The following is a 22,043-nucleotide window of genomic DNA, read 5'->3' as shown; positions in this document are numbered from 1 at the left end:
CCTCAGAAATCGCCCGGCGCGCATTGCAGGCAGACCAGGCCGGCGCTGCGCCAGAACTCCACCACCGCGCTGCGGTCGTCGACCACCAGCCAGGGGGCGAAACCATCGGCGCGCATCTTGTCGAGCAGATGCGATTTCACGTCCGGATCCGACCAGGTGTCCGCCCCTTCGGGACGCAGATAGATGCCGTCATAGGCAAGACCGGCGCGCGCCAGCCAATCCTCGGTCCGGTGCTGCCAGCCCGCCGGGCGCCCCGAGCACAGGACGATCCCCTCGCCCGACTGCCGCAGCCTGTTCAGCAGACGCGCCACCGGTTCGATCACCGCCGTGTCGTGCATGGCGTCGTGAAACGCGTCCCAATGCTTGTCCTCGCCATGGACCAGATGGCCCAGCCGGTCGGCATCAAATCGCGCCAGGGTGCCATCAATATCGAAAACCACGCATTCCATTGTCTTTCCTTTCGTCAGTCTTCCACGCCGGCAACCTGCCAGACGCGATCCACCCAGATGCCTGTGGCGGGGGTAAAGAGGATGGGCGTCGCATTAGCCGCGCGCGCCCCGTGTTCGCTGCCGCCGGTGAGCCGACGCACGGCGCGGATGGTGCCGGAATGGGCCACCAGCACCGGCAGCCCGTCGCGCGGGTCACTCAGCGCGCCAACCAGCGCCGCATGCACCCGGGCCAGCATGTCGGCCCAGGCCTCGCCCTCCTTGGGCGTATCCTCGCGCGGGATCATTTCATCGAAGGGGCGCCCCTCCAACACACCCCAATTGCGTTCGCGCAGACTGTCAACGACCTGCGGCACCCGCCCCGGGAAACCCAAGGCGGCGGTCTCGCGCGCCCGGTCCTGCGGGCTGACGAAGATCAGCGGCTCAGCCGGCCAGTCCAGCCGCGCCAGCGCCGCCGCCTCGGCCCGGCCCTTGTCAGTCAGTTGCGCCTCGATCCGGCCGGCGATCACACCGGCGCGGTTGGCGTCGGTCTCGCCATGACGGATGAGGATGAAGGCACGATCGGGCAACGGTGTCATAGGGTGATCTTTTCATGAAAGAAGACATCGGCGCCGGGGCGATCGACCACCAGATATTCCTCGGGCAGGGTACAGAACAGCGGCGCATAGCGTTTCGCCCCCAGCCGCCGCACCAGCCCGAGCTGATCGCGCAACGGCGGGTGGACGTTCCAGCGGGTGAAATGGCCACCCGGATGGGCACAGATGGCACGGGCGTGTGCCGTCATATGGCCGGTGAAGACCACATGGAAATCCTGGCCCAGCCTCCCGGCGTCGCGGGCGGCCTTGACCAGCGTCCAGGCCATGCCGCCATCGGCGTTGGGATTGTCGCAGATCAGGAACCGCGCCGCCGGATCGAAGGGCTTGTCCAACAGCGGCCGGATCGCGCCGGCGCTGTCGGCGATGCCCGCCGCAGGCCCCGCCGCCAGCGCCTGGGCGACGAAATCGCGGCAGGTGTCGTCCAGCCGCACGTCGCCCTGATCCATCAGGTGCAGCGCCAGCTCTCCGGCCCGGCCCGAGGGCGGCACCGGCAACAGCACGGTGCCCGGCAGCCAGCGCAGCAGCGCGTTCAGATCGGCCTTGCGCCGGTCCTGGGTCACGTCGTCGAGGTGATAGGAGGCGTCGATCAGCGCGGTTTCCGCCGCCGGCGGCTCGTCAAAGCCGAACCAATGGGATTCCTCCGACCAGTCGCCGGAATAGAAGAGGCCACCGCTCAGATCGAAATGGAACCAGACCCCGCCCAGGGCATGGCCGTTGCGGCCCGTCGTCAGGCGCACGCCCTCGATCTCGATCTGCCCGCCCACCGGGATTTCGCGCACCTCTGCCCCCGGCGGCAGCGACCGCGCGGTGATTGCGGTTGTATAGATCGGCAGGCCCGCACCAATCGCATGGGCGGCACCACCGATATGATCGACGTGGTCATGGGTGATGAAAACCGCATCCGCCCCCTCCAGCCAAGCCGGATCGAAGGGCGAGCTGGCCTCGGGCCCATGGCCGCAATCCAACAGCCAGACGCGACCCTGATGGGTCAGCCGCAGACAGGCCGGCCCCTTGTCGCCGACGCCCGAAAGAACCTCGATCTCAGCCATGGGCCACCTCCGCGGCAAAACCCCAGGGTCGCCCGATGGTCAGGCCGAGCGAGGCGCCCTGGCGCACCCGCGCGGTGCTGAAGGCCACCAGATCAAGCCCGCCCTCGGCGATCAGCCGCAACCGGAACCGCCCGCCCAGATAGGTGCATTGCCGCACCTCGGCGCGCAGCGCGCCCTCGTCGCCCAGCGTGATATCCTCCGGCCGGATGCACAGCCGGTCGGGCCCCGCCACCCGGGCGCGGGCCGAGACCTCCCGCCCCAGCAGCCGCACGGTGACGTCGCCAGCGCCCGAAGGGCCGCAGGGCACCACCGGCACCACCGCCCCGTCGCCGACAAAGCCCGCGACAAAGGCATCTGTCGGCTCGCTGTAAAGCACCTCGGGCGTGGCGAATTGCCGAATGCGGCCGCCATCCATCACCGCCACCCGGTCGGCCATCGCCATCGCCTCGGTCTGGTCATGGGTGACATAGACCATGGTGGCGCCGGTCCGCTCGTGAAAGGCCGCGAAAGCCTCCTGCATCGTCGCGCGCAACGACAGGTCGAGGTTGGCGAGCGGCTCGTCCAGCAGCACGGCAGAGGGATCGGCGACCAGGCTGCGCGCCAGCGCCACCCGCTGCCGTTGCCCGCCCGACAGCGCCGCCGGCATCCGATCGGCATAATCCGTCAGCCCGGTCATCTCCAGCGCGGCGGCGACGCGGGCGCGCCGCTCCGCCTTGGGAATGCCGCGCACCTCCAGCGGATAGGCGACGTTCCTCGCCACGCTCATATGCGGCCAGAGCGCATAGGACTGGAACACGATGCCCATGTTCCGCTCCTCCGGCGGCAGCAGTTTCCCGGTCCGGGCGGAGGCGACGAGTGTCCCGTCGACCGCGATCTCCCCTTCGGTCGGCGCCTCGAAACCCGCCAGCAGCCGCAGCAGCGTGGTCTTGCCGCACCCCGAGGGACCGAGAAGCGCGACGAATTCGCCGTCGTGAAAGGTGGCGGACACATCGGTCAGCGCCACATGGCTGTCAAAGCGCTTGCCGAGCGCGGTCAATGTCAGTTCTGCCATGGCACAACTCCCTTGGGCAGGCGGCGGGAGGCGAGCTGGATCGCGCCCATCAGCACGATCACCACCCCCACCACCGCGACGGAAACAGCCGAGGCCATCACCGTCTCGCCACTGTCTTCCAGGTTGAAGATCACCACCCCCAGCGTCTCGGTCCCCGAGGACCAGAGAAGCGCGGAGACGGTCAATTCGTTGAAGGCGGTCAGAAAGACCAGGATCGCCCCGGCCGCCGCCGCCGGCGCGGTCAGGGGCAGGATGATCGTCCGCAGCCGGCGGCCCAGGCTGGCGCCGGCCGATTGCGCCGCCTCCTCCATCGCGGGATCGAGCTGCGCCAGCGCCGATTGCACCGGGCGCAGCATCACGGTGAAGAACCGCGCGAGATAGGCGATGAAGATGATCCAGATGGTGCCGTAAAGCGTCAGATCGGTGAAGGGCAGCTTGATGAACAGCAGGATGCAGGCGATCGCCAGCACCACACCGGGCAGCGCATAGGGCAGATCGACCAGCAGGTCGAAGGCCCGGCTCAGCCGGTTGGGGCGGCGCAGCATCACCCAGGCCAAGGGCAGGCAGATCGCCATCAGCACCACCGCCGCGCCGGTCGCCAGCAGGAAGGAATTGCCAAAGGCCCGCGCCGTCACCGGCTGGCGAAACAGCGCCTCGTACCAGCCAGCAAGGCTCAGCGTCTGCCAGTTCAGCGGCACGCCATAGGCCGGCACCAGAGAGGTGGCGCCCAGTGCCAAGAGCGGCAGCACCAGAATCGAGAAGATCACCAGCCAGAGCGCCAGTTCCACCGGCAGCCGCAGATGTTTCAGATTGACCTCGAGCGGCCGGTTGGCGAGGCCGATCAGCCCAAAGCCGCGACGCCGCAGGAAGAGGCGGTTCAGGATGACACCCGCCAGCGCCACGGCGCCGATCAGCAGCGCCAGAACCGCCACCTCGGTCAGCACCGAGGTGCCCATGCCTGCCAGCCGCTGATAGATCAGCGTCGGCAGGGTCGAATAGCCGGCCGGAATCCCCAACATCGCCGGGATACCGAAATTGCCCAGCGCGGTGACAAAGGCCATGGCGGTGCCGGCGGCGAGGCTCGGCACGCTCAGGGGCAGCACCACCTGCCACCAGAGCCTGAGCCCGCGCGCACCCGAAATCCGCGCCGCCTCGACCGCCTCGGGCGGGATGGAGCGCAGACCGGCGCGCAGGGTCAGGAAAACGATGGATGTATGCTGGATGCCCAGCAAGACCGCGATCCCCATCGGCGAATGCAGCGGCTGCGGGGATCCGAGCGGCGGCGCCAGGCCGATGGTCTTCAACAGCACCGAAGACGGCCCCATCACCTGGGTCCAGGCCAAGGCGGTGATCTGCGGCGGGATCATCATCGGGATCATCAGGCAGAAGACCAGCGCCCCCTTGGCGCGGATATCGGTCAACGCCACCAGAAAGGCGAAGGCACCGCCCAGGATCACCGAGATCACCGTGCCCACCCCGGCGGTAAAGATCGAATGCCACAGTGCCGACAGCGTGGTCGGGCGCGCCAGAACCTCGGCCACCGGCACCAGGCTGAAGCCCGCGGGGCCAGAGACACCTTCGACCAGCAGGCGGACGACGGGCGCCAGCGTCAGCAGGATGGCCAGCCCCATCAAGGCGGAAAGCAGCCAGTCTCCCGACCGGCTGCCCCCCATGTTGCGTGCCAGAGGCTGGCTCATTTCACACCGAAAAGCTCAGAAAACCGGGCCTTGTTGGCTTCGGCATTCTTCAGCGCGGCGGCCGGGTCGAAGGCCATCAGCTTGATCTCTTCCCGCGTCGGAAAGCCTTCGGGCATGCCCATGCCGGGACGGGCGGGGATATAGCCCATGTCGACAACCAGCTTCTGGCCCTTCTCGCTCAGCACGAAGTCGACGAATTTCTCGGCCGCCGGCACGTTCTTGGCGGTCGACATGATCGCCACCGGCTCGGTCACATAGGAAACACCCTCGGCCGGGAAGACGAATTTGACCGGCGAGCCCTTGGCCATGTTGCGGATCGCCATATAGTCGACGACCATGCCATAGGGCTTCTCGCCCGAGGCGACGGCCTTGAAGGTGCCGCCATTGCCGCCTTCGGCGCGGGCATGTTCAGCCGCCAGCTTTTCATAGAAACCCCAGCCCAGATCGGGGTTGCCGGTCAGGGTCGCCAGATGGATCAGCGCCGCGCCGGAATAAAGCGGCGAGGGCATCACGATCATGTCGTCCATCCCCTCGCCCGCCAGATCGGCCCAGGCCAGCGGCGCCTTGGCGGCCCCGGTGTTATAGACGATGCCGGTGGTGATCACCTTGGTCGAATAGTAATAGCCGTCGGCGCTGTAGAGCGCGGGATCATAGGCTGCGGCCTCGGGCGACTTGTAGGCCAGAAGCTGGCCCTGCTGCGCCATGCCTTCCATGGTCACGGAATCGGCGATCAGCAGCACGTCGGGCTGGGCGGCGCCGGCCTCGATCTCGGCGGTCAGACGGGCCATCAGCTTGGTGGTGCCGTCACGCACCCATTCGACCTTGATGCCCGGATTGGCGGCCTCGAAGGCATCGACCGTCTGCTGGGCATCGGCATTGGGTTGCGAGGTATAGAGGGTAAGGGTTTCAGCCTGGGCGCCGAAGGGCACGGCCAGGGCGAGAAGGGCGGCAAAGCGCAGTTTCATCAGGGGCTCCTATGGTCCAATCTGCCTTTCGTTCGAAAGTCGATCGTCGACCTCCGGCGAATGGCCCCCGGCTATAGCTGCCGCGTGACAGCTTCGTGACACTCAGCAAAAATCGGGAAAAATAAATTTCTTTGCAGGATGGCAGGGCCAAGCTAGGCAAAGGGGGAGGGAAATCTTGCTTTCGAAGGAAAACAGCATGTCCGCCCCGGACCTGGCCCGCCGCCGTGACAGAATCGTCAACCTCCTGTCGATCCACGGCAGCCTGTCGGCCGCCGATCTGGCCGGGCGGCTGGCGGTCTCGGTGCAGACCATCCGCACCGATCTGCGCGAGCTGGACGAACAGGGCGTGATTCGCCGCCGTCATGGCGAGGCGAGCCTGAACCGGGGGACAGAGAACATCGGTTATCAGCCGCGGCTCGCCATCGCGCGGGACGAAAAGGGGCGGATCGGTCAGGCGGTGGCCGGGCTGGTCCCCGACGCCGCGCGGGTCGCGCTCGGCACCGGCACCACGGTCGAGGAGGTCGCCCGCGCCCTGGTCGGGCGGGAAAACCTGCTGGTGGCGACCAACAACATCCACGCCGTGCTCGCCCTGCGGGCGGCGCCGGGCGTCACCGTGCATCTGGCCGGCGGCAAGGTGCGGCTGCGCGATCTCGATATCATCGGCGCCGAAAGCCAGGAGTTCTTCGGCCAGTTCCGGCTGGATGTCGCCATCTTCAGTTGCGGCGCGCTCTCGCCCCAGGGCGAGGTGATGGATTTCACCCCCGAGGAAATCCGCGCCCGCCGCGCCATCGCCGCCTGTGGCGCGCGGACGGTGCTGATCCTCGACAGCACCAAGATCGGCCGCCCCGCGCCCCTGAAGCATGGGCATCTGTGGGATTATGACCTGGTGGTCCATGCCGGCAGCCTGCCCGACGCCACCCGCGACGCCTGCACCGCCGCCGATTGCCGGCTGATCGCGGTCTGACCTTCGGCCTCTGGCCAAATCGCGCCGCAACCGCCAGTCTCGGACCATCACGCAGGGACAGACTCGCATGCTGGAAATCTGGGGCCGCAAGACTTCCTCCAACGTTCAGGCGCTGATGTGGGCGGTGGGCGAACTGGGGCTCGACCACATCCGCCACGACATCGGCCACCGCTTCGGCGGCACCGATACGCCCGAATTCGTGGCGATGAACCCCAACCGCACCGTGCCGGTGCAGCGCGACGGCGACGGCCCGGCGCTGTGGGAAACCGGCGCCATCCTGCGCTATCTCGCCAGCCGATACGGATCAGACAGCTTCTGGCCCGCCGATCTTCTGGCCCGAACCGAGGTCGACCGCTGGGCGGAATGGGCTAAGATCAATATCGCGCTGGGGTTCACCGGCCCGATCTTCTGGCGGGTGGTGCGCACCCCACCCGCCCGGCGGGATGCGACTGCCATCACCCACGCGCTCACTGCCTTAGAAGACAGGCTGCGCATCGCCGAAGACCACCTGAAAACAGATGCTTACCTGGCCGGCCCCGCCTTCACCCTCGCCGATATCCAGTTCGGTCATGTGCTCTATCGCTATTACGATATCGACATCCCCCGCGCCGATCTGCCGGCACTCAGGGCCTATTATCACCGGCTGACCGACCGCCCCGCCTTTCGCGACCATGTGATGATCCCCTATGACGAATTGCGCGCGACCTGAGCGCGATTGCCGCAGTCGCCCAGGTTTCACCCGACCGTCATCCCACCATCACCCAGACGTTACCCAAAGACAGCAGAGCCTCGCCAAACATTCCGTTTCATTGAGGTTTCCATGCCCCGCTTCACCCGCCGCGCCTTTCTGGCGCGCAGCACCGCGCTCGCCGCGGCCGCCGCCGTCTCTCCCGTCATCGTCACCCGTGCCAATGCCAGCCCCGGCGCCGGCGAACTGGCGATGGTCGCGGTCCAGCCGAACCCCAGGGGCAGCTTCGAAAAGCTCTATCTGCTGAAGGGCGATCCGCTGTCGGGCCCGATCACCACCATCCTGGCCGAGGATGGCGCCGTTGAGCCCGCCCGCAGCCTGCCCGAGGGCAGCCGCCGGGTGCTGCGGCTGATGCATTTCAACGACATGCACAACCATATGACCGATCTCGACGGCAAGCGTGGCGATACCCACCGCATGGCGCAGATGGTGCAACTGGTGAAACAGGCCAAGGCCCAGGCCGGCGACGATGAAATCGTGCTGCTCCTCTCCGGCGGCGACGATCACACCGGTTCGGTCTTTGACGAGCTGATGGGCTGGACCCCGGACGACTTCGTCGCCGACGCCGGCTATCGCGCCGCCTCCGCCGCCGGCGTCGATCTCGCCGTGCTGGGCAACCATGAATTCGACCGTGGCGCGGCGCAGCTCAAGATCGGGCTCGACCGCGACGCCGCCTTCCCGGTGCTCTCGGCCAATGTCAACGCTTCGGCCCATATCGCGCGGGACGTCGATTACACCCCCGCCGCCGTGGCCGAGGTAAAGGGCCTCCGGATCGGCTTCATCGGCCTGACCACCGCCATCGACACCCGGGTCGGCATGGAAAGCGATCCGACCCTGGCCGTCGCCAGCCCGGTGGAAAGCGCCGCCAACCTCTACAAGGCGGTCGAGGCGGTGTCGGACGTGGTGGTGATCCTGTCGCACTGCGGTTACGGCCGTGGCATGCACCAATCCGGCAAGGCCGGCACCGCCCGGCTGATCGGCGAGGGCGACTTCGACATCGCCGACGCCATCGGCCCGATGGCCAGCAAACCCGTGGTGCTGATCGGCGGCCATTCGCATACCGAGCTCAACACCGACGGCATCGACGCCGACAATATGGTGGCGGGGCTGCTGCTGACCCAGGCCAAGGCGAATGGCCAGTTCCTCGGCGATATCGTGATGTCGGTGGCCCCGGGTCAGGGCCGTGATCAATGGTTCTCCAACGTCTCGCTGCACCCGATCAAGCGCCGCGACGACCGGCTGAAACCGGAGGATGAAAAATTCGCCGCCGCCGAACAGGATGGTGATTACGACGCCGAGTTCGAAGCACAGGTGATGGCGCCGATGATCGCGGCGCTCGATGCCAAACTGTCCGAGGTGATCGCCGAGGTTGCCGCCGACACCCTGGTCTCCACCCCCCGCACCCTCGCCGACCGCTATGTCGGCGAGGTCGCCATCGGCAACCTGATGAACGACACGCTGGTCAAACGCTCGGCCAGCTTCCCCGGTGGGGCGGTCGATTTCTCGCTGTTCAATGCCACCGGTCTGGCGAAAGGCATTCACAAGGGACCGCTGACCTTCCGCGAATGGTTCGACGTGATGCCCTATGCCGATGTGATCGACGTCGCCACCCTGACCGGTGCCCAGATCCGCGACATGCTGACCTCGAACGCCAAGCGCATCCTGCGCCCGGAGGAGGTCGCGGGCACCGATCTCTCGGAATTCGTCTCGCGCGGGTTCCTGCATTTCTCCTCCGGCATCCGCTACCGGATCGCGCTCGGCGGGTCTGCAGCCGAGGCGCAGGCGGTCGGGATCACCCTGAACGGCCAGCCGGTGGAAGAGGTGCTGGAGACCCCCTTCACCATGGCCTTCAACAGCTACATCTCGCTCGGCGCCTTTGGCGAGACCTGGAACGGCAAGCCGATCGGCGGCGGCGTGGCGGGTGATATCCCCAGCTTCGACGTGCGTGCCCTGCCCTGGAACCACACCGGCCTTGTCTATCGCAACGAGTTGATCGCGGCACTGCGCGAGATCGGCACCATCTCGGATCAGACCGGCATCACTCTGGACGGTCGATTGACCCTCACCTGACCAGGGCAGACCATCCATCTGCCCCTTCCCCGCCGGGGAGGGGCAGATGGGCATTCCCGCATTTCCCGCGACCTCGCCGCGGAACGGTCACCGGACTGTTTGTCCCTGCGCCTCCCGGGGCTACGCCCGCTCGCGGCTGAAAACAGTCCACTGGACTGTTTTCCTGGCGCCGCTCACCCCCCCTTTTTCTAGCCTGAAATATCCCGGGGGGAGGCCGCAGGCCGTGGGGGGCAGAGCCCCCCGCCCGCACGCGACGCTGGCGCCGCCCTTAAGTCCAGTTTATAGGGCATTTAGGTCCAACAGATCCCGCCCCCCAATGTCCATCGCCATCGAAACCTTCTTCCTCACCCCCGGCGCCCCGGGCACCCTGCAGGCGCAGGTTCAACAGATGATCGCCGAAGGCATCCTCTCCGGCCGTTTCCACGCCGGAGAAAAGCTGCCCTCCTCGCGCCGGCTGGCGACACATCTGGGGGTCAGCCGGATCACCGTGACACTCGCCTATACCGAACTGGTGGCGAACGACTATCTCACCGCGCGCGGTCGGTCGGGCTATTACGTCTCCGACAGCGCCCCGGTGCCGCCGACCTATTCACCCCGCCCGCGCGGCACCGATAGCGTCGACTGGTCGCGCGCCCTGGTCCAGCGGTTCACCGGCGGCGACACCCCGCGCAAGCCCGACAATTGGCGCGGCTTCCGCTATCCCTTCATCTACGGTCAGGCCGATCCCACGCTGTTCGATCACGCCAACTGGCGGCAATGCGCGCTGCGGGCGCTGGGACAAAAGGATTTCGCCGCCCTGACCGACGATTACAACGACCGCGACGATCCGCTGCTGGTCGAATACATCGCCCGCCACAGCCTGCCGCGACGTGGCATCTCGGCCCGGCCAGAGGAGATTCTGATCACGCTCGGCGCCCAGAACGCCCTCTGGCTGACCTCGCGCATGTTGCTGAACCGGCATCGCCAGGCGGTGATCGAGGATCCCTCCTACCCCGCCCAGCGCGATCTGCTGACCCATTCCGGCTGTCGGCTGATCCCGGTTGCGGTCGATGCCGACGGGCTGCCGCCCGAGGCGATCCCCGAGGGGACCGACGTGATCTTTACCACCCCCAGCCACCAATGCCCGACCACTGCCACCATGCCGCTGCGCCGCCGGCAGGCGCTGCTCGCGCGCGCCCGCGCGCTCGACGCGCTGGTGGTCGAGGATGATTATGAATTCGAGATGGCCTTTCTCGCCGCCCCCTCGCCGGCGCTGAAGTCGCTCGATGAGGACGGACGGGTGATCTATGTCGGCAGCTTCTCGAAATCGCTCTTCCCCGGGCTGCGGCTGGGCTACATGGTCGGCTCGGAACCCCTGATCCGCGAGGCCCGCGCCCTGCGCGCCGCCATGCTGCGCCACCCGCCCGGCCATATCCAGCGCACCGCCGCCTATTTCCTGTCGCTCGGCCATTACGACAGCCAGATCCGGCGGATGAGCCAGGCGCTGCACGACCGCCGCCGCGCGATGGAGGCCGCGATCGCCGACCAGGGGCTGACCATCGCCGGGCGCGGGGTCTATGGTGGCTCGTCGCTGTGGATGCAGGCGCCCGAGGGGGTGGACAGCACCCAGCTGGCCGCCCGGCTGCAGGGCGACAGCGTCTTCATCGAACCGGGCACCCCCTTCTTCGCCGGCCCCGACCGGCCGGGGCGCTTTTACCGGCTGGGCTATTCCTCGATCCCCACCGCGCGCATTCCCGGCGGCATCGCCCGGATTGCCGAGGCGGAACGCGCCCTGCTCTGACCCCGCATCGCGGACCATTGGGGCAACCGTCTCGGGATCACCGGGAGGAGAACATCCCGGCAGGGCCGTCGCCAAATGAAAAGCGCAGGACAGCCCGCCGGCATCCTGCGCTCTCGTGCTCTAAGCAATGACACGCGCCCCCGGGACAGCCCCGGATGCGCAGGCCCTGGATCAGAGAATACCCGCGTGCTTCATCGCGGCGTCGATCGCGGCCTTGGTGCTGTCTTCCAGCGTGGTCAGCGGCGAGCGGACCTCTTCGCTGCACAGGCCCAGTTTCGACAGGGCGTATTTGGCGCCGACCAGCCCCGGCTCGATAAAGATCGCCTCGTGCAGCGGCATCAGCTTGTCTTGATAGTCCAGCGCCAGCTTGTAGTCCCCCGCGAGCGTCGCCGCCTGGAATTCGGCGCAAAGCTTCGGCGCGACGTTGGCGGTGACCGAGATGCAGCCGACGCCGCCATGGGCATTGAAGCCCAGCGCGGTGGCATCCTCGCCCGAGAGCTGGATGAAATCGGCGCCGCAGGTGGCACGCTGCTGGCTGACCCGCTCGATCTTGCCGGTGGCGTCCTTGACGCCGACGATGCGCGGCAGCTTTGCCAGCTGGCCCATGGTCGCAGGCGCCATGTCGACGACCGAACGGCCGGGGATGTTGTAGATGATGATCGGGATCTCGGCGCATTCGTGCAGCGCGGTGAAATGGGCGATCATGCCGCGCTGTGTCGGCTTGTTGTAATAGGGCGTCACCACCAGCGCCGCATCGGCACCGGCGAAGGCGGCGAATTGCACGAAGCGAATCGCCTCGGCCGTGTTGTTCGACCCGGCGCCCGCGATCACCGGCACGCGGCCGGCGGCGGCCTTGACCACCTCGGCGATCACCGTCTCATGTTCGTCGTGGCTAAGCGTCGGGCTTTCGCCGGTGGTGCCGACCGGCACGAGGCCGGTGGAGCCTTCGGCAATCTGCCATTCGACCAGACGTTTGAGTGCATCCAGGTCCAGCTCGCCGTTGCGGAACGGGGTGACGAGGGCCGGCATTGAGCCTTTGAACATGGAAGTGCTCCTTAAAGCGTGGTCGGGCGGGGCTCCACCCGCCATGAAATCTGCTATCCTGTGCCTTGCGTCCCGCCGAACCGGGGCGCGTTGCACGATTGTGAGTTGATCCCCGCTCTGCGCGGATTATCGTCAAAGGCTCTAGCCACGGTTATATGAGAAATGCAAGGGATGTTGCGCATGGGGCGGCTCTGCCCTGCCCCGCTTCGGGGGCTCTTCGCGGTTCTGGCGCTGGTGTTTCTGATCACCGCGACGCCGACGCGCGCCGCCGGCCCGGATGCCTTGGCCGAGGGCCTCAAGGCGATGCGCGCCGGCGACTGGGATCAGGCGCTGGCGATCTCGGGCGCCCCGGGCTCGATCTCGCGCGATATCATCGTCTGGAACTGGCTCAGGGCCGGCAAGGGCACGGCCGACGACGTGCTGGTCTTTCTGAACCGGCGGCCGGATTGGCCGGGGCTCGACTGGCTGCGCCGCAAGAGCGAGGCGGCCTTTGCCGAGGCCCCCGTCGATCAGGTGCTGGCCTTCTTCGCCGGCCAGCCGCCGCAGACCGCCGAAGGCGCGCTGGCCCAGGCCGAGGCGCTGGCCGAGAAAGGCCAGATGGGCGATTCCCAGGCCGGCCTGGTGCTGGCCTGGCGTACCCTGCCGATGGGCCCCGACCTGCAGGAGAGTTATCTCGAACGGCATGGCAAGCTGCTGGCGCCGCACCATCAGGCACGGCTCGACCGGATGATCTGGGACGGCAACCTGGGCAGCGCCCGGCAGATGCTGCCGCTGGTCCCCGCCGACCAGCGCGCCCTGGCCGAGGCGCGGATGGCGCTGCTCGAGATGTCGCCCGACGTCGATGCGCTGATCGCCAAGGTGCCCGAGCGGCTGCAGAACGATCCCGGCCTGTCGCATGCCCGTTTCGTCTGGCGTCACCGCAAGGGGCGCAGCGACGAGGCCATCGCGCTGCTGGTCGAGCATTCCGACAGCGCCGCCGATCTGGGCGAGCCTGCCGCCTGGGCGCAACGCCGCCGCTGGCTGGCCCGCGAAAAGCTGCGCGCGGGCGACGGGGCGCTCGCCTATAAGATCGCGGCGCGCCATCAGCTCACCCCTGCGGCAGGCTATGATTACGCCGATCTTGAATGGATCGCCGGCTATGCCGCGCTGACCCGGCTGAACGATCCCAAGACGGCGATCCGGCATTTTCGCAATTTCGAGGCCGCCGTCGCCACGCCGATCTCCAAGGGGCGTGCCGGCTATTGGCTGGGGCGCGCCTATGCGGCGTTGGGGGATGCCGACAACGCCTATGCCGCCTATGCGATGGCCGCCAGCGAACAGACGTCGTTCTATGGGCTGCTGGCCGCCGAAAAGATCGGCCGCCCCTTCGACGCCGCGCCGCTCGACCCGGCGCCGCCGCCCGACTGGCATCAGGCCGCGTTTCTCACTTCCAGCGTCGCCAAGGCCGGGCTGATGCTGCTTGACGCCGATGAAACCGACCTGGGCGAACGCTTTCTCACCCATCTGGTCGAAAGCCTCGACCCGATCCAGGCGGCCCAGATGGGCGCCATGGCGCTGGACATGAACCGGCCGCATCTGGCGGTGATGATCGCCAAGCGCGCCGCCAGCCGTGGCATCGTGCTGGAGGGCGCCTATTACCCGCTGCATGCGGTCGCCGATCTGCAACTGCCGATGGCAAGGGAGATGACCCTGTCGATCGCCCGGCGGGAAAGCGAATTCGACCCAGGCGTGATCAGCGGCGCCGGCGCCCGCGGGCTGATGCAGGTGATGCCCGCCACCGCCAAGCTGATGGCCGGGCAATTGGGGCTCCTCGGCGGGCACAGCACCGACCGGCTGACCAGCGACTGGGCCTATAACGCCAGGCTCGGGGCGACTTACCTGGCCAAGCTCGCCGGCGATTTCAACGGCAATGTGGTGCTGATGGCGGCCGGCTATAACGCCGGACCGCGTCGTCCGGCGCAATGGATCGACCAGTTCGGCGACCCGCGCGCGCCCGGCACCGATATCGTCGACTGGATCGAGAACATCCCCTTCGACGAGACCCGCAATTACGTCATGCGGGTCACCGAGAGCCTGCCGATCTATCGCGCCCGTCTGGGGCTGCCGGCGCTGCCGATCCCGTTTTCGCAGGAGCTTGCCGGCTCAACCCTTCACGCGTTCGCGCCATAGGGTGAAAAGCCCGGCCCCGATGATCAGTGCCGCGCCGATCAGGATGTTGTCGCGCAGCACCTCGCCGAAGACCGTCATGCCCAGGATCGAGGCCCAGATCAGGTGGAAATAGGCGAAGGGCTGCACCGCGCCGGCCTCGGCCACCTCATAGCATTTGATCAGGAGCCAATGGCCCAGCACCCCGGTAACGCAGAGGATCGACATCCAGATCCAGTCCGTCCCGATCATCGGCTGCCAGAACCAGATGCCGATCGCGGTCATCATCACCGCCCCGGCCACCCCGGTCCAGAAGAAGCTGGTGGCCGCCGTATCCCGCCGCGCCACATAGCGGGTCAAAAGCCCGTAAAGCGCGAACATCAGCGCCGAGATCAGCGGAATGATCGCCGCCGGATTGAAGACGCCGACCCCCGGTTGCAGGATGATCATCACCCCGACCAGGCCGATGCCGATCGCCACCCAGCGCCGCCAGCCGACCTTTTCGCCCAGCACCGGGCCGGACAGCGCCGCCACCAGCAGCGGATAGCAGATGAACACCGCCTGGCTCTGGATCAGCCCCAGAACGGTGAAGCCATAGATCGCGACACAGACCTCGCCGGCCAGCAGCAGACCGCGAAAGATCTGCAGAAGCGGCTGTTCGGTCCGCGTCGCCGCCCGCAGCCCGCCGCGCGACCGGGCGGCCAGGAAAATAACGAAGGCGGCGAAGAACCAATAGCGGATCATCACCACCATCCAGGTGTTATAGGCCCCCGCCAGATGGCGTGAAATCCCGTCCTGCAAGGCAAAGACGATGGTCGAGCCGACCATCAGCAGAATGCCCAGCGGCACGTTATTGCGTTGCGGCTCGGTCATTCCGGCATCCTCGCGCGGGTCATATGTCGCTTGCGGCCGAACCCCGGCGCGCGCTCCACCGCGAAACCGGCGGCCTCCAGCCCGCGGCGGACGAAACCGGCGGCGGTATAGGTGGCGGCGGTGCCGCCGGGGACGGTATGGCGGGCCACCTGCGCCAGCAGATCATCGCCCCAAAGCTCGGGGTTCTTGGCCGGCGCGAAGCCGTCGAGAAACCAGGCATCCGCGCAGCCCTGCCACTCGGGCAGGGTGGCGCGCGCGTCGCCTTCGATCATCTCGAAGCGCAGCGTGTCCAGGTCCACCCGGCCCGTCCCCTGCCAGACGGCCAGGAACCGTGCCGCCCAGGGGGCGAGATCGGGAAAGGCCCGCAGCGCCTGCGCCATATCCGCGGGCGCCATCGGAAAGGCCTCGAATGTGGTGAAGCCGAGCGCGCCTTGCTGGCCGCTCTCCTCCCAGAGCGCCCAGGCGGACAGCAGGTTCAGCCCGGTGCCGAAGCCCAGCTCGGCAACTTGGAACCCGGGGCCAAACCGTGCCGGCAGATCGTTGCCGGCCAGGAAGACATGCCGCGTCTCCGCCATCCCGTTATCGAGCGAGAAATAGGGGTCGTCGAAACGCGTCGAGACCGGCACGCCGCCATCGCGCCATGTGAGTTCCGCCCGCTGGTCGGCCATTCCGATTTTCCGTAAGACAGTTCAAGAACGGCGCGACATTGGAGAAAGGCGGCGACAATGGCAATGGCGGATGTGACGGTCTTCGGCGCGGGGGCCTTCGGGCTGGCAACGGCCTGGGCCTGCGCCCGGCGCGGGGCCAGGGTACGGGTGATCGACCCCTTCGGCCCCGGCGCCGGCGCCTCCGGCGGGCTGGTCGGCGCGCTCGCCCCGCATGTGCCCGAGAACTGGAACGACAAGAAGGCCTTCCAGCTCGACAGCCTGTTGATGGCCGAAGACTTCTGGGCGGGCGTCGAGGCGGCAGGCGGCACCAGCGCCGGCTATGGCCGCACCGGCCGGCTGCAACCGATCGCCGACGATCATGCGCTGGAGCTGGCCCGTGCCCGCGCGATCACCGCGGCCGATCTCTGGCAGGGCCGCGCGACCTGGGCGGTGCGCCCGGTGGGCGATTTCGGCCCCTGGGCGCCGCCCTCGCCCACCGGCCTGCTGATCCACGACAGCCTCAGCGCGCGCATGCACCCGCGCCGCGCCTGCGCCGCGCTGGTGGCGGCGCTCAAGACGAAGGGGGCGGAGATCGTGGCCGAAGGCTCGCTAGAGGGCCAGGTGCTCCACGCCACCGGCGCCGCCGGCCTGGCAGAGCTTTCCGCCCATTTCGGCAAGGTGGTGGGCAATGCGGTCAAGGGACAGGCGGCGCTTCTCGCCTATGACGCCGGCCCCGAGGCGCCACAGCTCTTCGCCGATGCGGTCCATATCGTGCCCCATGCCGATGGCACCCTGGCGATCGGCTCGACCAGCGAACGGGAGTTCGACGATGCGACCGCGACCGATGCCCAGCTCGATGCGGTGATCGCCCGCGCCGTCGCCGCCATGCCGGTGCTGGCCGATGTGCCGGTGCTCGAACGCTGGGCCGGGCTGCGCCCCCGCAGCAAGTCGCGCGCACCGATGCTCGGGGCGCATCCGCTGCACCCGGGCCAGTTCATCGCCAACGGCGGCTTCAAGATCGGCTTCGGCATGGCCCCCAAGGTGGCCGAGGTGATGGCCGACCTGATGCTGGAGGGGCGCGACGCCATCCCCGACGGCTTTCGACCGGAGGCCTCGCTGTGACCGCCCCCCGCCTCACCGCGCTCGACCATCTGGTTCTCACCGTCACGGATATCGACGCGACGGTCGGCTTCTATACCGGTGCCCTCGGCATGAACGCCGAGGTCTTCCACCCCGCCGACGGCAGCCGCCGCACCGCGCTGCGCTTCGGGCAGCAGAAGATCAACCTTCACCCCGCCGCCGCGCCCTTCGACCCGAAGGCCGCCCACCCCGGCCCCGGCACGGCAGACCTGTGTTTCCTGACCGAGACACCTCTCTCCGATTGGCAGGCCCATCTCGCCGACCGGGAGATCGCCATCGAACACGGGCCCATCCGCCGCACCGGCGCCACCGGGCCGATCCTGTCGCTCTATATCCGCGACCCCGACGGCAACCTGATCGAGATCGCGACGCCGATCGGCTGATCCCGCCCGCCCCTTCGATCTGGCACAAATATCCTGGGGGTCCGGGGGCAAAGCCCCCGGCGCACGGGCTCAGGTCCTGACTTCGGCGCGCAGCTTCTGCATCAGCGTCTCCAGCGTCGCGGCGTAACGATCGCTGATCAGCCGGCCCTCGGCATCGAACTGGTTGCGGCAATCGGCGACATGCAGCTCGGGCCCGGTCAGCAGGCGCGGCTGGAACGGGGTGAGAAAGCCGCGCAGCACCATCTGCGCCCGTTCACCGCCGGCGCGCCCGGCCGCCGAGGACATCACCGCCACCGGCCTGTCGACCCAGGGGTTGGTCGCGGTCCGGCTGACCCAGTCGAGCGCGTTCTTCAGCACGCCCGATGGCCCCTTGTTGTATTCGGGGGTGGAGATCACCACCGCGTCGGCCGCGGCGATCTGATCGGCGAGCCGCTGCACCGCCTCGGGGATGCCCGCGCCGTCCTCCAGATCGCCGTCATAGAGCGGCAGGGTCAGCTCGGCCTCGATGAAGTCGGCCGGGCCGAAGGCCCTGGCCGCCTCGCGGATCAGCTTGCGATTGGTCGAGCCGTGGCGCAGCGCGCCGGCGATCCCCAGAAGGGTGAGTGCTGTCATCGGATTCGGTTCCTGTCACATCCGCCTATCTGGGTCAGCCTAGACCACACCGCCCGCCCGGCGCCACCATGGCGCCGGGCGGGCGGTCTTCTCTGCCAACTTACTTGGTCGGGATCATCACGATTTCGACGCGGCGATTGCGGGCCTTGCCCTCGGCCGTCAGGTTCGAGGCGACCGGCTCCTCCTCGCCGCGACCGACGGTGGTGAGCCGGGTGTAGGGCACGCCGTCGGCCTGCAGGATATCGGAGACGGCGGTGGCGCGCTGACGCGACAGGCCGATGTTATAGGCGGCATCGCCATCGCTGTCGGTATGGCCGATTACCTGCACCAGCATGTCGGGATAGCGCTGCAGGTGCAGGGCGACGGTATCCAGGTCGGCCCGCAGCGCCGGGCGCACGGTGGAACTGTCGGTATCGAAGGTGATGTCATTGGGCAGGGTCAGCACCAGCTGGCTGCCGGTATTGACGACGGTGATGCCGTCGCTGGCAAGCTGCTGGCGCAGCTCGGCCGCCTGCTTGTCGAGCGACTGGCCGATGGTGGCCCCCAGAATGGTGCCGACCGCGGCGCCGCCCAGAACGGCGGCGGTCTTGTTCGACGAATTCGACACCGCGCCGACCCCCGCCCCCAGCAGACCGCCGATCAGCGCCCCGTTCTTGGTCTTGGCATTGGGATCGTTCGATCTGAGCAATTGCGTGTCGGTGCAAGCGCCCAGCAGGACAGCGGCACAGAGCGTTGCCACGGTGGTGGTTTTCAGGAAGGTCATCAACTTGCCTCTTGTGATCTTACCCCGTCCAGGCGGGATATTGCGGGCAATATCGAACCTTGGGCCCCCGCCCTCAAGCGCAGAGCGGCTGATTTCGGCGAAATGCCGCCCATGTGATCGCATCCGCGAGCGCGCGAACCGGGATCAGGGCGCGAGGATCACGGGCTGAAGATGTAATTCCAGTCCTCCTGCTCGCGCCAGAGCCTGCGCAGCGCCGGCGCCTCTTCGGCAAAGCTCTGATCCAGCAACTCGGCGCCCAGCATCCGGTCGGTGCGAAAATGGCGAAAGCCGCCGCGCAGCTCGCACCAGCCGGCCAGCAGGGTGCAATCGACGTGGTAGATCAGCCCCAGCGGCCGCAGCACCCGGGTGGTCTGCTGGCCCTCCTTGTCGACATAGCTGAGCCCGAGCTTCCGGGCAGAGCGCACCGCCCGGCGCAACAGCGCGATCGACACGCACGCCAGCTCAGGATCGTCCTGCGGCGCGCCCCAGGGCGCCACCTGCAGCCAGTCGGCCGAGTCGTGAACATTGGCAATCTTGCGGCTGACCCGGGCGGCGGCCTGCTGCAGGGCACCGTCACCGGTGCGGATCAGCATGGCCAGGCCGACATGCAGCGCCTCGATCTCCTCCTCGTCGAAATTCAACGGCGGCAGATCGTATCCCTTGCGCAGCATGTACCCCACGCCGGCCTCGCCCTCGACCGGGGTGCGCATGGCCTGAAGTGCGGCGATGTCACGATAGACGGTGCGCTTGGAGACTTCGAGCTTGTCGGCCAGATCCTCGGCCCGGACCGGGGCGCGGGCGGCACGCAGGATCTGGATGATCTCGAACAGGCGGTTACTGCGCGGCATTGCGAAAGGGTCCCGGGCGGTCTCGTGTCAGTCTGCTGACATCCTAGCATGGGCCACTGACAACAGGCTGTCAGCAGGGATCGGGTTTTCTCCATACACTCGAACAGGAGAAAACCGATGTATTCCTATGATTGGATCGTGATGGTCACCCTCGGGCTCGATCGCTGGGAGAAGGACCGGCGCCCCAGCTCGCATGAGATCGAGCTGCGGGAAATCCGCAAGCTGCACGAGGCGCGCAGGGCGGCGGAACTGCCGCCGCCCCCGACCGGTTGGCGGCGCTGGCTGCGGTGGCGGGCTCAGCCGGCGGCTTGCACCCGGCCCTCGTCGCAGCCGTCCTCCCGCGCGGCCTCATAGGCCAGCATGGCGCGTTTGACCGGCAGCCCCCAGTGATAGCCGCCCAGCGCGCCGGATTTGCGCAGGGCCCGGTGACAGGGGATCAGCCAACTGACCGGGTTGCGCCCCACCGCCGTCCCCACTGCGCGCACCGCCCGGGGGGCGCCGATCGACTGGGCGATTTCGGAATAGGTGGTGACATGGCCCGAGGGGATGCGCAGCAGCGCCTCCCAGACCTTGATCTGCAGGGGCGAGCCGATCATGTGCAGCGCGGTTTCCCCCTTCTGGGCAAAGGCGGCCTCGACCAGCGGGCGCAGCCGGGCGGCATCCTCGATGAACTCCGCCCCCGGCCAGCGGCCGCGCATGTCCGCCATCGCCGCCTCGGCCCCGATCTCGGCCGCGAAGCCGAGACCGCACAGCCCCTTGTCGGTGCCCATCGCCAGCGCCGGACCAAAGGGGCTGTCGAACCAGCCCCAGCGGATCACCAGCCCCTCGCCGTGACGGGCGAAATCGCCGGGGCTCATCGCCTCCCATCGCAGGAAAAGATCATGTAGCCGCCCGCCGCCCGACAACCCAACCGCATGGGCGGTCTCCAGCGTGGTGAAGCGATCGCGCAGCAGCGCCTTGGCCTGACCGAGCCGCAGATATTGCTGATATTTCTTCGGCGACACCCCGACCCAACGCGAAAACAGCCGCTGGAAATGCGCCGGGCTCATGCCCATGCGGGCGGCGAGATCCTCAAGGGACAAGGCTTCGCCGCCGGCCTGCTGGTTCTCGTCGATCAGCTCGATCGCCCGCCGCATCACGTTGAAATGATAGCTTTGCTCCCGCGCCTCGCCGGTCAGGTTGCCCGTTGCCTGGATGCCCATCATTCCACTCCTTGTCCAATCTCAAAAAAGGTAGGGTCGAACGCGGCAGGAAGCGACCCGAATGTTGCGCATTGCCGCGCAGGATCGGATATGCTGGTCGTCGGAACAAAGGGGACAGATGACGATGACGATCTTCCTGGCGGCAGTGGATGCCGCGGGGCGTAGCCTGTACGATACTGCGGATGAGGTGCTTTTCCCCTGGTGGAGCGTGACCAAGACGGCGATTGCCGCCCTGATGCTCTGCGATGCCGAGCGGGGCCGCGTCGATCTGGATGCGCCGCTGCCCGGCCGCCCCTTTACCCTGCGCCAGCTTCTGCAACACCGCGCCGGGCTTGGCGATTACGGCAGCCTGCCGGCCTATCAGATGGCGGTGGCCGCAGACGAAGACCCCTGGCCGGTCGATGAGCTCATGCGGCGCGCCGGGGCCAGAACCCTGCGCTATATGCCTGGCACGCGCTGGGCCTATTCCAACATCGGCTACCTGCTGCTGCGGCAGGTGCTGGAGCAGACCCATAACGCCCCGCTGGCCGCCCTGCTGCAGCAGGAGATCTGCCAACCGCTCGGCCTCTCCGCCCGGCTGGCGGAAACCCGTGCCGATTTCGCGGCGCTGGCCTGGCCGGCGGCGCGGCGCTATCATCCCGGCTGGGTCTATCATGGCTGTCTGATCGGCACGGCGCGCGAGGCGGCGCTGATGATGCAGGCGGTGCTTGAGGGAGAAATCCTCTCGCCCGACATGCGGGCGTTGATGCGCACCCCGGCGATGCAGGCCCCGGCAGTCCCCGGCCGGCCATGGAGCGCGATCGGCTATGGCATGGGCTTGATGCTGGGCGAAGCGCCCGGACTGGGCGCCGCCATCGGACATGCCGGCGGCGGTCCCTTCGCGGCGAATTACGTCGGCAGCTTTCCCGAAGGCGCGCCGGGGGTGACGGTGGCGGCCTTCGGTGCCGGCCCCGACAGCGCCCCGGCCGAAGAGGCCGCCATCGCCCTGGCCAGAGAGCTGGCAGCCCCGCCCCGATGACC

Annotated in this window: 22 protein-coding genes; 9 read left to right on the top strand and 13 right to left on the bottom strand. The window is 67.8% G+C overall.

All coding sequences use genetic code 11. From position 1 onward, the window contains the following. Positions 1–2: 2 nt before the first annotated feature. From ACN0V4_RS00975 to ACN0V4_RS00950, 6 genes are read right to left on the bottom strand one after another with little or no spacing between them, the layout of a single operon-like run. Entirely contained in the window at positions 3–449 is a 447-nt protein-coding gene (locus ACN0V4_RS00975) for an HAD family acid phosphatase (RefSeq protein ID WP_417672639.1), read from the bottom strand. A gap of 14 nt (positions 450–463) precedes the next feature. Continuing rightward, the gene (locus ACN0V4_RS00970) at positions 464–1,024 is read right to left on the bottom strand and encodes a histidine phosphatase family protein (RefSeq protein ID WP_417672638.1); all 561 of its coding nucleotides are present in this window, start codon (positions 1,022–1,024) and stop codon (positions 464–466) included. After that, positions 1,021–2,091, bottom strand: a complete 1,071-nt coding sequence (locus ACN0V4_RS00965; protein ID WP_417672637.1) for an MBL fold metallo-hydrolase — start codon at positions 2,089–2,091, stop codon at positions 1,021–1,023. The genes ACN0V4_RS00970 and ACN0V4_RS00965 overlap by 4 nt, the downstream gene beginning before the upstream one ends. Then, the gene (locus ACN0V4_RS00960) at positions 2,084–3,142 is read right to left on the bottom strand and encodes an ABC transporter ATP-binding protein (RefSeq protein ID WP_417672636.1); all 1,059 of its coding nucleotides are present in this window, start codon (positions 3,140–3,142) and stop codon (positions 2,084–2,086) included. The genes ACN0V4_RS00965 and ACN0V4_RS00960 overlap by 8 nt, the downstream gene beginning before the upstream one ends. Beyond that, the gene (locus ACN0V4_RS00955) at positions 3,130–4,839 is read right to left on the bottom strand and encodes an ABC transporter permease (RefSeq protein WP_417672635.1); all 1,710 of its coding nucleotides are present in this window, start codon (positions 4,837–4,839) and stop codon (positions 3,130–3,132) included. The genes ACN0V4_RS00960 and ACN0V4_RS00955 overlap by 13 nt, the downstream gene beginning before the upstream one ends. Further along, positions 4,836–5,804 carry an ABC transporter substrate-binding protein gene (locus ACN0V4_RS00950; RefSeq protein ID WP_417672634.1) on the bottom strand — a complete coding sequence of 323 codons (969 nt, stop codon included), beginning with the start codon at positions 5,802–5,804 and terminating at the stop codon, positions 4,836–4,838. The genes ACN0V4_RS00955 and ACN0V4_RS00950 overlap by 4 nt, the downstream gene beginning before the upstream one ends. Before the next feature lie 196 nt (positions 5,805–6,000). Between ACN0V4_RS00950 and ACN0V4_RS00945 the strand changes: the two genes are divergently transcribed. The 4 genes from ACN0V4_RS00945 (at position 6,001) to ACN0V4_RS00930 (ending at position 11,366) form a co-directional block, all read left to right on the top strand. Continuing rightward, positions 6,001–6,768: a DeoR/GlpR family DNA-binding transcription regulator gene (locus ACN0V4_RS00945; RefSeq protein WP_417672633.1), complete on the top strand. Its 768-nt coding sequence runs from the start codon at positions 6,001–6,003 to the stop codon at positions 6,766–6,768. Positions 6,769–6,835: 67 nt separating this feature from the next. Beyond that, complete coding sequence (locus ACN0V4_RS00940) at positions 6,836–7,477, top strand: glutathione S-transferase family protein (protein ID WP_417672632.1); 642 nt, start codon at positions 6,836–6,838, stop codon at positions 7,475–7,477. A 111-nt stretch (positions 7,478–7,588) separates the two neighbouring features. After that, a complete protein-coding gene (locus ACN0V4_RS00935; RefSeq protein ID WP_417672631.1) occupies positions 7,589–9,586 on the top strand; it encodes a bifunctional metallophosphatase/5'-nucleotidase in 1,998 nt (665 codons plus the stop codon). Positions 9,587–9,902: 316 nt separating this feature from the next. Then, positions 9,903–11,366, top strand: a complete 1,464-nt coding sequence (locus ACN0V4_RS00930) for a PLP-dependent aminotransferase family protein (protein ID WP_417672630.1) — start codon at positions 9,903–9,905, stop codon at positions 11,364–11,366. 171 nt (positions 11,367–11,537) lie between these two features. Here the strand turns inward: ACN0V4_RS00930 and dapA are convergent, their stop codons facing one another. Continuing rightward, on the bottom strand, positions 11,538–12,410 hold the full coding sequence (dapA, locus tag ACN0V4_RS00925; protein WP_417672629.1) for a 4-hydroxy-tetrahydrodipicolinate synthase: 873 nt from the start codon (positions 12,408–12,410) through the stop codon (positions 11,538–11,540). A gap of 180 nt (positions 12,411–12,590) precedes the next feature. Between dapA and ACN0V4_RS00920 the strand changes: the two genes are divergently transcribed. Beyond that, complete coding sequence (locus ACN0V4_RS00920) at positions 12,591–14,579, top strand: transglycosylase SLT domain-containing protein (RefSeq protein WP_417672628.1); 1,989 nt, start codon at positions 12,591–12,593, stop codon at positions 14,577–14,579. Here the strand turns inward: ACN0V4_RS00920 and ACN0V4_RS00915 are convergent. Further along, the gene (locus ACN0V4_RS00915; protein ID WP_417672627.1) at positions 14,553–15,428 is read right to left on the bottom strand and encodes a DMT family transporter; all 876 of its coding nucleotides are present in this window, start codon (positions 15,426–15,428) and stop codon (positions 14,553–14,555) included. The two genes, ACN0V4_RS00920 and ACN0V4_RS00915, sit on opposite strands and share 27 nt — an antisense overlap. After that, a complete protein-coding gene (mnmD, locus tag ACN0V4_RS00910) occupies positions 15,425–16,096 on the bottom strand; it encodes a tRNA (5-methylaminomethyl-2-thiouridine)(34)-methyltransferase MnmD (protein ID WP_417672626.1) in 672 nt (223 codons plus the stop codon). Before mnmD ends, ACN0V4_RS00915 begins: the two co-directional genes overlap by 4 nt. A gap of 63 nt (positions 16,097–16,159) precedes the next feature. On the opposite strand from mnmD, the gene ACN0V4_RS00905 reads away from it, so the two are divergent. After that, complete coding sequence (locus ACN0V4_RS00905; RefSeq protein WP_417673059.1) at positions 16,160–17,197, top strand: NAD(P)/FAD-dependent oxidoreductase; 1,038 nt, start codon at positions 16,160–16,162, stop codon at positions 17,195–17,197. Beyond that, complete coding sequence (locus ACN0V4_RS00900; RefSeq protein WP_417672625.1) at positions 17,194–17,598, top strand: VOC family protein; 405 nt, start codon at positions 17,194–17,196, stop codon at positions 17,596–17,598. Before ACN0V4_RS00905 ends, ACN0V4_RS00900 begins: the two co-directional genes overlap by 4 nt. Before the next feature lie 69 nt (positions 17,599–17,667). On the opposite strand, the gene ACN0V4_RS00895 is transcribed toward ACN0V4_RS00900, so the two are convergent. The 3 genes from ACN0V4_RS00895 to ACN0V4_RS00885 form a co-directional block, all read right to left on the bottom strand. Next, the gene (locus ACN0V4_RS00895) at positions 17,668–18,210 is read right to left on the bottom strand and encodes an NADPH-dependent FMN reductase (protein WP_417672624.1); all 543 of its coding nucleotides are present in this window, start codon (positions 18,208–18,210) and stop codon (positions 17,668–17,670) included. A gap of 100 nt (positions 18,211–18,310) precedes the next feature. Continuing rightward, entirely contained in the window at positions 18,311–18,973 is a 663-nt protein-coding gene (locus ACN0V4_RS00890; RefSeq protein WP_417672623.1) for an OmpA family protein, read from the bottom strand. A 158-nt stretch (positions 18,974–19,131) separates the two neighbouring features. Next, the gene (locus ACN0V4_RS00885) at positions 19,132–19,821 is read right to left on the bottom strand and encodes a helix-turn-helix transcriptional regulator (protein WP_417672622.1); all 690 of its coding nucleotides are present in this window, start codon (positions 19,819–19,821) and stop codon (positions 19,132–19,134) included. A 117-nt stretch (positions 19,822–19,938) separates the two neighbouring features. Here ACN0V4_RS00885 and ACN0V4_RS00880 point away from each other — a divergent pair, with 117 nt between their 5' ends. Beyond that, the gene (locus tag ACN0V4_RS00880; protein ID WP_417672621.1) at positions 19,939–20,175 is read left to right on the top strand and encodes a hypothetical protein; all 237 of its coding nucleotides are present in this window, start codon (positions 19,939–19,941) and stop codon (positions 20,173–20,175) included. Here ACN0V4_RS00880 and ACN0V4_RS00875 read toward each other — a convergent pair. After that, positions 20,118–21,023, bottom strand: coding sequence for a methylated-DNA--[protein]-cysteine S-methyltransferase (locus tag ACN0V4_RS00875; protein WP_417672620.1), 906 nt, complete (start codon positions 21,021–21,023; stop codon positions 20,118–20,120). The two genes, ACN0V4_RS00880 and ACN0V4_RS00875, sit on opposite strands and share 58 nt — an antisense overlap. 118 nt (positions 21,024–21,141) lie before the next feature. Here ACN0V4_RS00875 and ACN0V4_RS00870 point away from each other — a divergent pair, with 118 nt between their 5' ends. After that, positions 21,142–22,041 (top strand): serine hydrolase domain-containing protein, encoded by a 900-nt coding sequence (locus tag ACN0V4_RS00870; RefSeq protein WP_417672619.1) that lies wholly within the window; start codon positions 21,142–21,144, stop codon positions 22,039–22,041. The last annotated feature ends 2 nt before the right edge of the window (positions 22,042–22,043 follow it).

It is taken from the genome of Pseudodonghicola sp., from assembly GCF_048268305.1.
Classification (GTDB): domain Bacteria; phylum Pseudomonadota; class Alphaproteobacteria; order Rhodobacterales; family Rhodobacteraceae; genus Pseudodonghicola.
This window is presented reverse-complemented; position numbering and strand designations above follow the sequence as displayed.

Excerpts from the sequence above, each read along its gene's own strand:
- ACN0V4_RS00960 (WP_417672636.1), bottom strand. The coding sequence starts at position 3,142 with ATGGCAGAACTGACATTGACCGCGCTCGGCAAGCGCTTTGACAGCCAT.
- ACN0V4_RS00950 (WP_417672634.1), bottom strand. The coding sequence starts at position 5,804 with ATGAAACTGCGCTTTGCCGCCCTTCTCGCCCTGGCCGTGCCCTTCGGC.
- ACN0V4_RS00930 (WP_417672630.1), top strand. The coding sequence starts at position 9,903 with ATGTCCATCGCCATCGAAACCTTCTTCCTCACCCCCGGCGCCCCGGGC.
- ACN0V4_RS00915 (WP_417672627.1), bottom strand. The coding sequence starts at position 15,428 with ATGACCGAGCCGCAACGCAATAACGTGCCGCTGGGCATTCTGCTGATG.
- ACN0V4_RS00875 (WP_417672620.1), bottom strand. The coding sequence starts at position 21,023 with ATGGGCATCCAGGCAACGGGCAACCTGACCGGCGAGGCGCGGGAGCAA.
- ACN0V4_RS00890 (WP_417672623.1), bottom strand. The coding sequence starts at position 18,973 with ATGACCTTCCTGAAAACCACCACCGTGGCAACGCTCTGTGCCGCTGTC.
- ACN0V4_RS00905 (WP_417673059.1), top strand. The coding sequence starts at position 16,160 with ATGGCGGATGTGACGGTCTTCGGCGCGGGGGCCTTCGGGCTGGCAACG.
- dapA (WP_417672629.1), bottom strand. The coding sequence starts at position 12,410 with ATGTTCAAAGGCTCAATGCCGGCCCTCGTCACCCCGTTCCGCAACGGC.
- ACN0V4_RS00885 (WP_417672622.1), bottom strand. The coding sequence starts at position 19,821 with ATGCCGCGCAGTAACCGCCTGTTCGAGATCATCCAGATCCTGCGTGCC.
- ACN0V4_RS00940 (WP_417672632.1), top strand. The coding sequence starts at position 6,836 with ATGCTGGAAATCTGGGGCCGCAAGACTTCCTCCAACGTTCAGGCGCTG.
- ACN0V4_RS00945 (WP_417672633.1), top strand. The coding sequence starts at position 6,001 with ATGTCCGCCCCGGACCTGGCCCGCCGCCGTGACAGAATCGTCAACCTC.
- ACN0V4_RS00955 (WP_417672635.1), bottom strand. The coding sequence starts at position 4,839 with ATGAGCCAGCCTCTGGCACGCAACATGGGGGGCAGCCGGTCGGGAGAC.
- ACN0V4_RS00935 (WP_417672631.1), top strand. The coding sequence starts at position 7,589 with ATGCCCCGCTTCACCCGCCGCGCCTTTCTGGCGCGCAGCACCGCGCTC.
- ACN0V4_RS00920 (WP_417672628.1), top strand. The coding sequence starts at position 12,591 with ATGGGGCGGCTCTGCCCTGCCCCGCTTCGGGGGCTCTTCGCGGTTCTG.
- ACN0V4_RS00895 (WP_417672624.1), bottom strand. The coding sequence starts at position 18,210 with ATGACAGCACTCACCCTTCTGGGGATCGCCGGCGCGCTGCGCCACGGC.
- ACN0V4_RS00965 (WP_417672637.1), bottom strand. The coding sequence starts at position 2,091 with ATGGCTGAGATCGAGGTTCTTTCGGGCGTCGGCGACAAGGGGCCGGCC.
- ACN0V4_RS00870 (WP_417672619.1), top strand. The coding sequence starts at position 21,142 with ATGACGATGACGATCTTCCTGGCGGCAGTGGATGCCGCGGGGCGTAGC.
- ACN0V4_RS00970 (WP_417672638.1), bottom strand. The coding sequence starts at position 1,024 with ATGACACCGTTGCCCGATCGTGCCTTCATCCTCATCCGTCATGGCGAG.
- ACN0V4_RS00975 (WP_417672639.1), bottom strand. The coding sequence starts at position 449 with ATGGAATGCGTGGTTTTCGATATTGATGGCACCCTGGCGCGATTTGAT.
- ACN0V4_RS00880 (WP_417672621.1), top strand. The coding sequence starts at position 19,939 with ATGTATTCCTATGATTGGATCGTGATGGTCACCCTCGGGCTCGATCGC.
- mnmD (WP_417672626.1), bottom strand. The coding sequence starts at position 16,096 with ATGGCCGACCAGCGGGCGGAACTCACATGGCGCGATGGCGGCGTGCCG.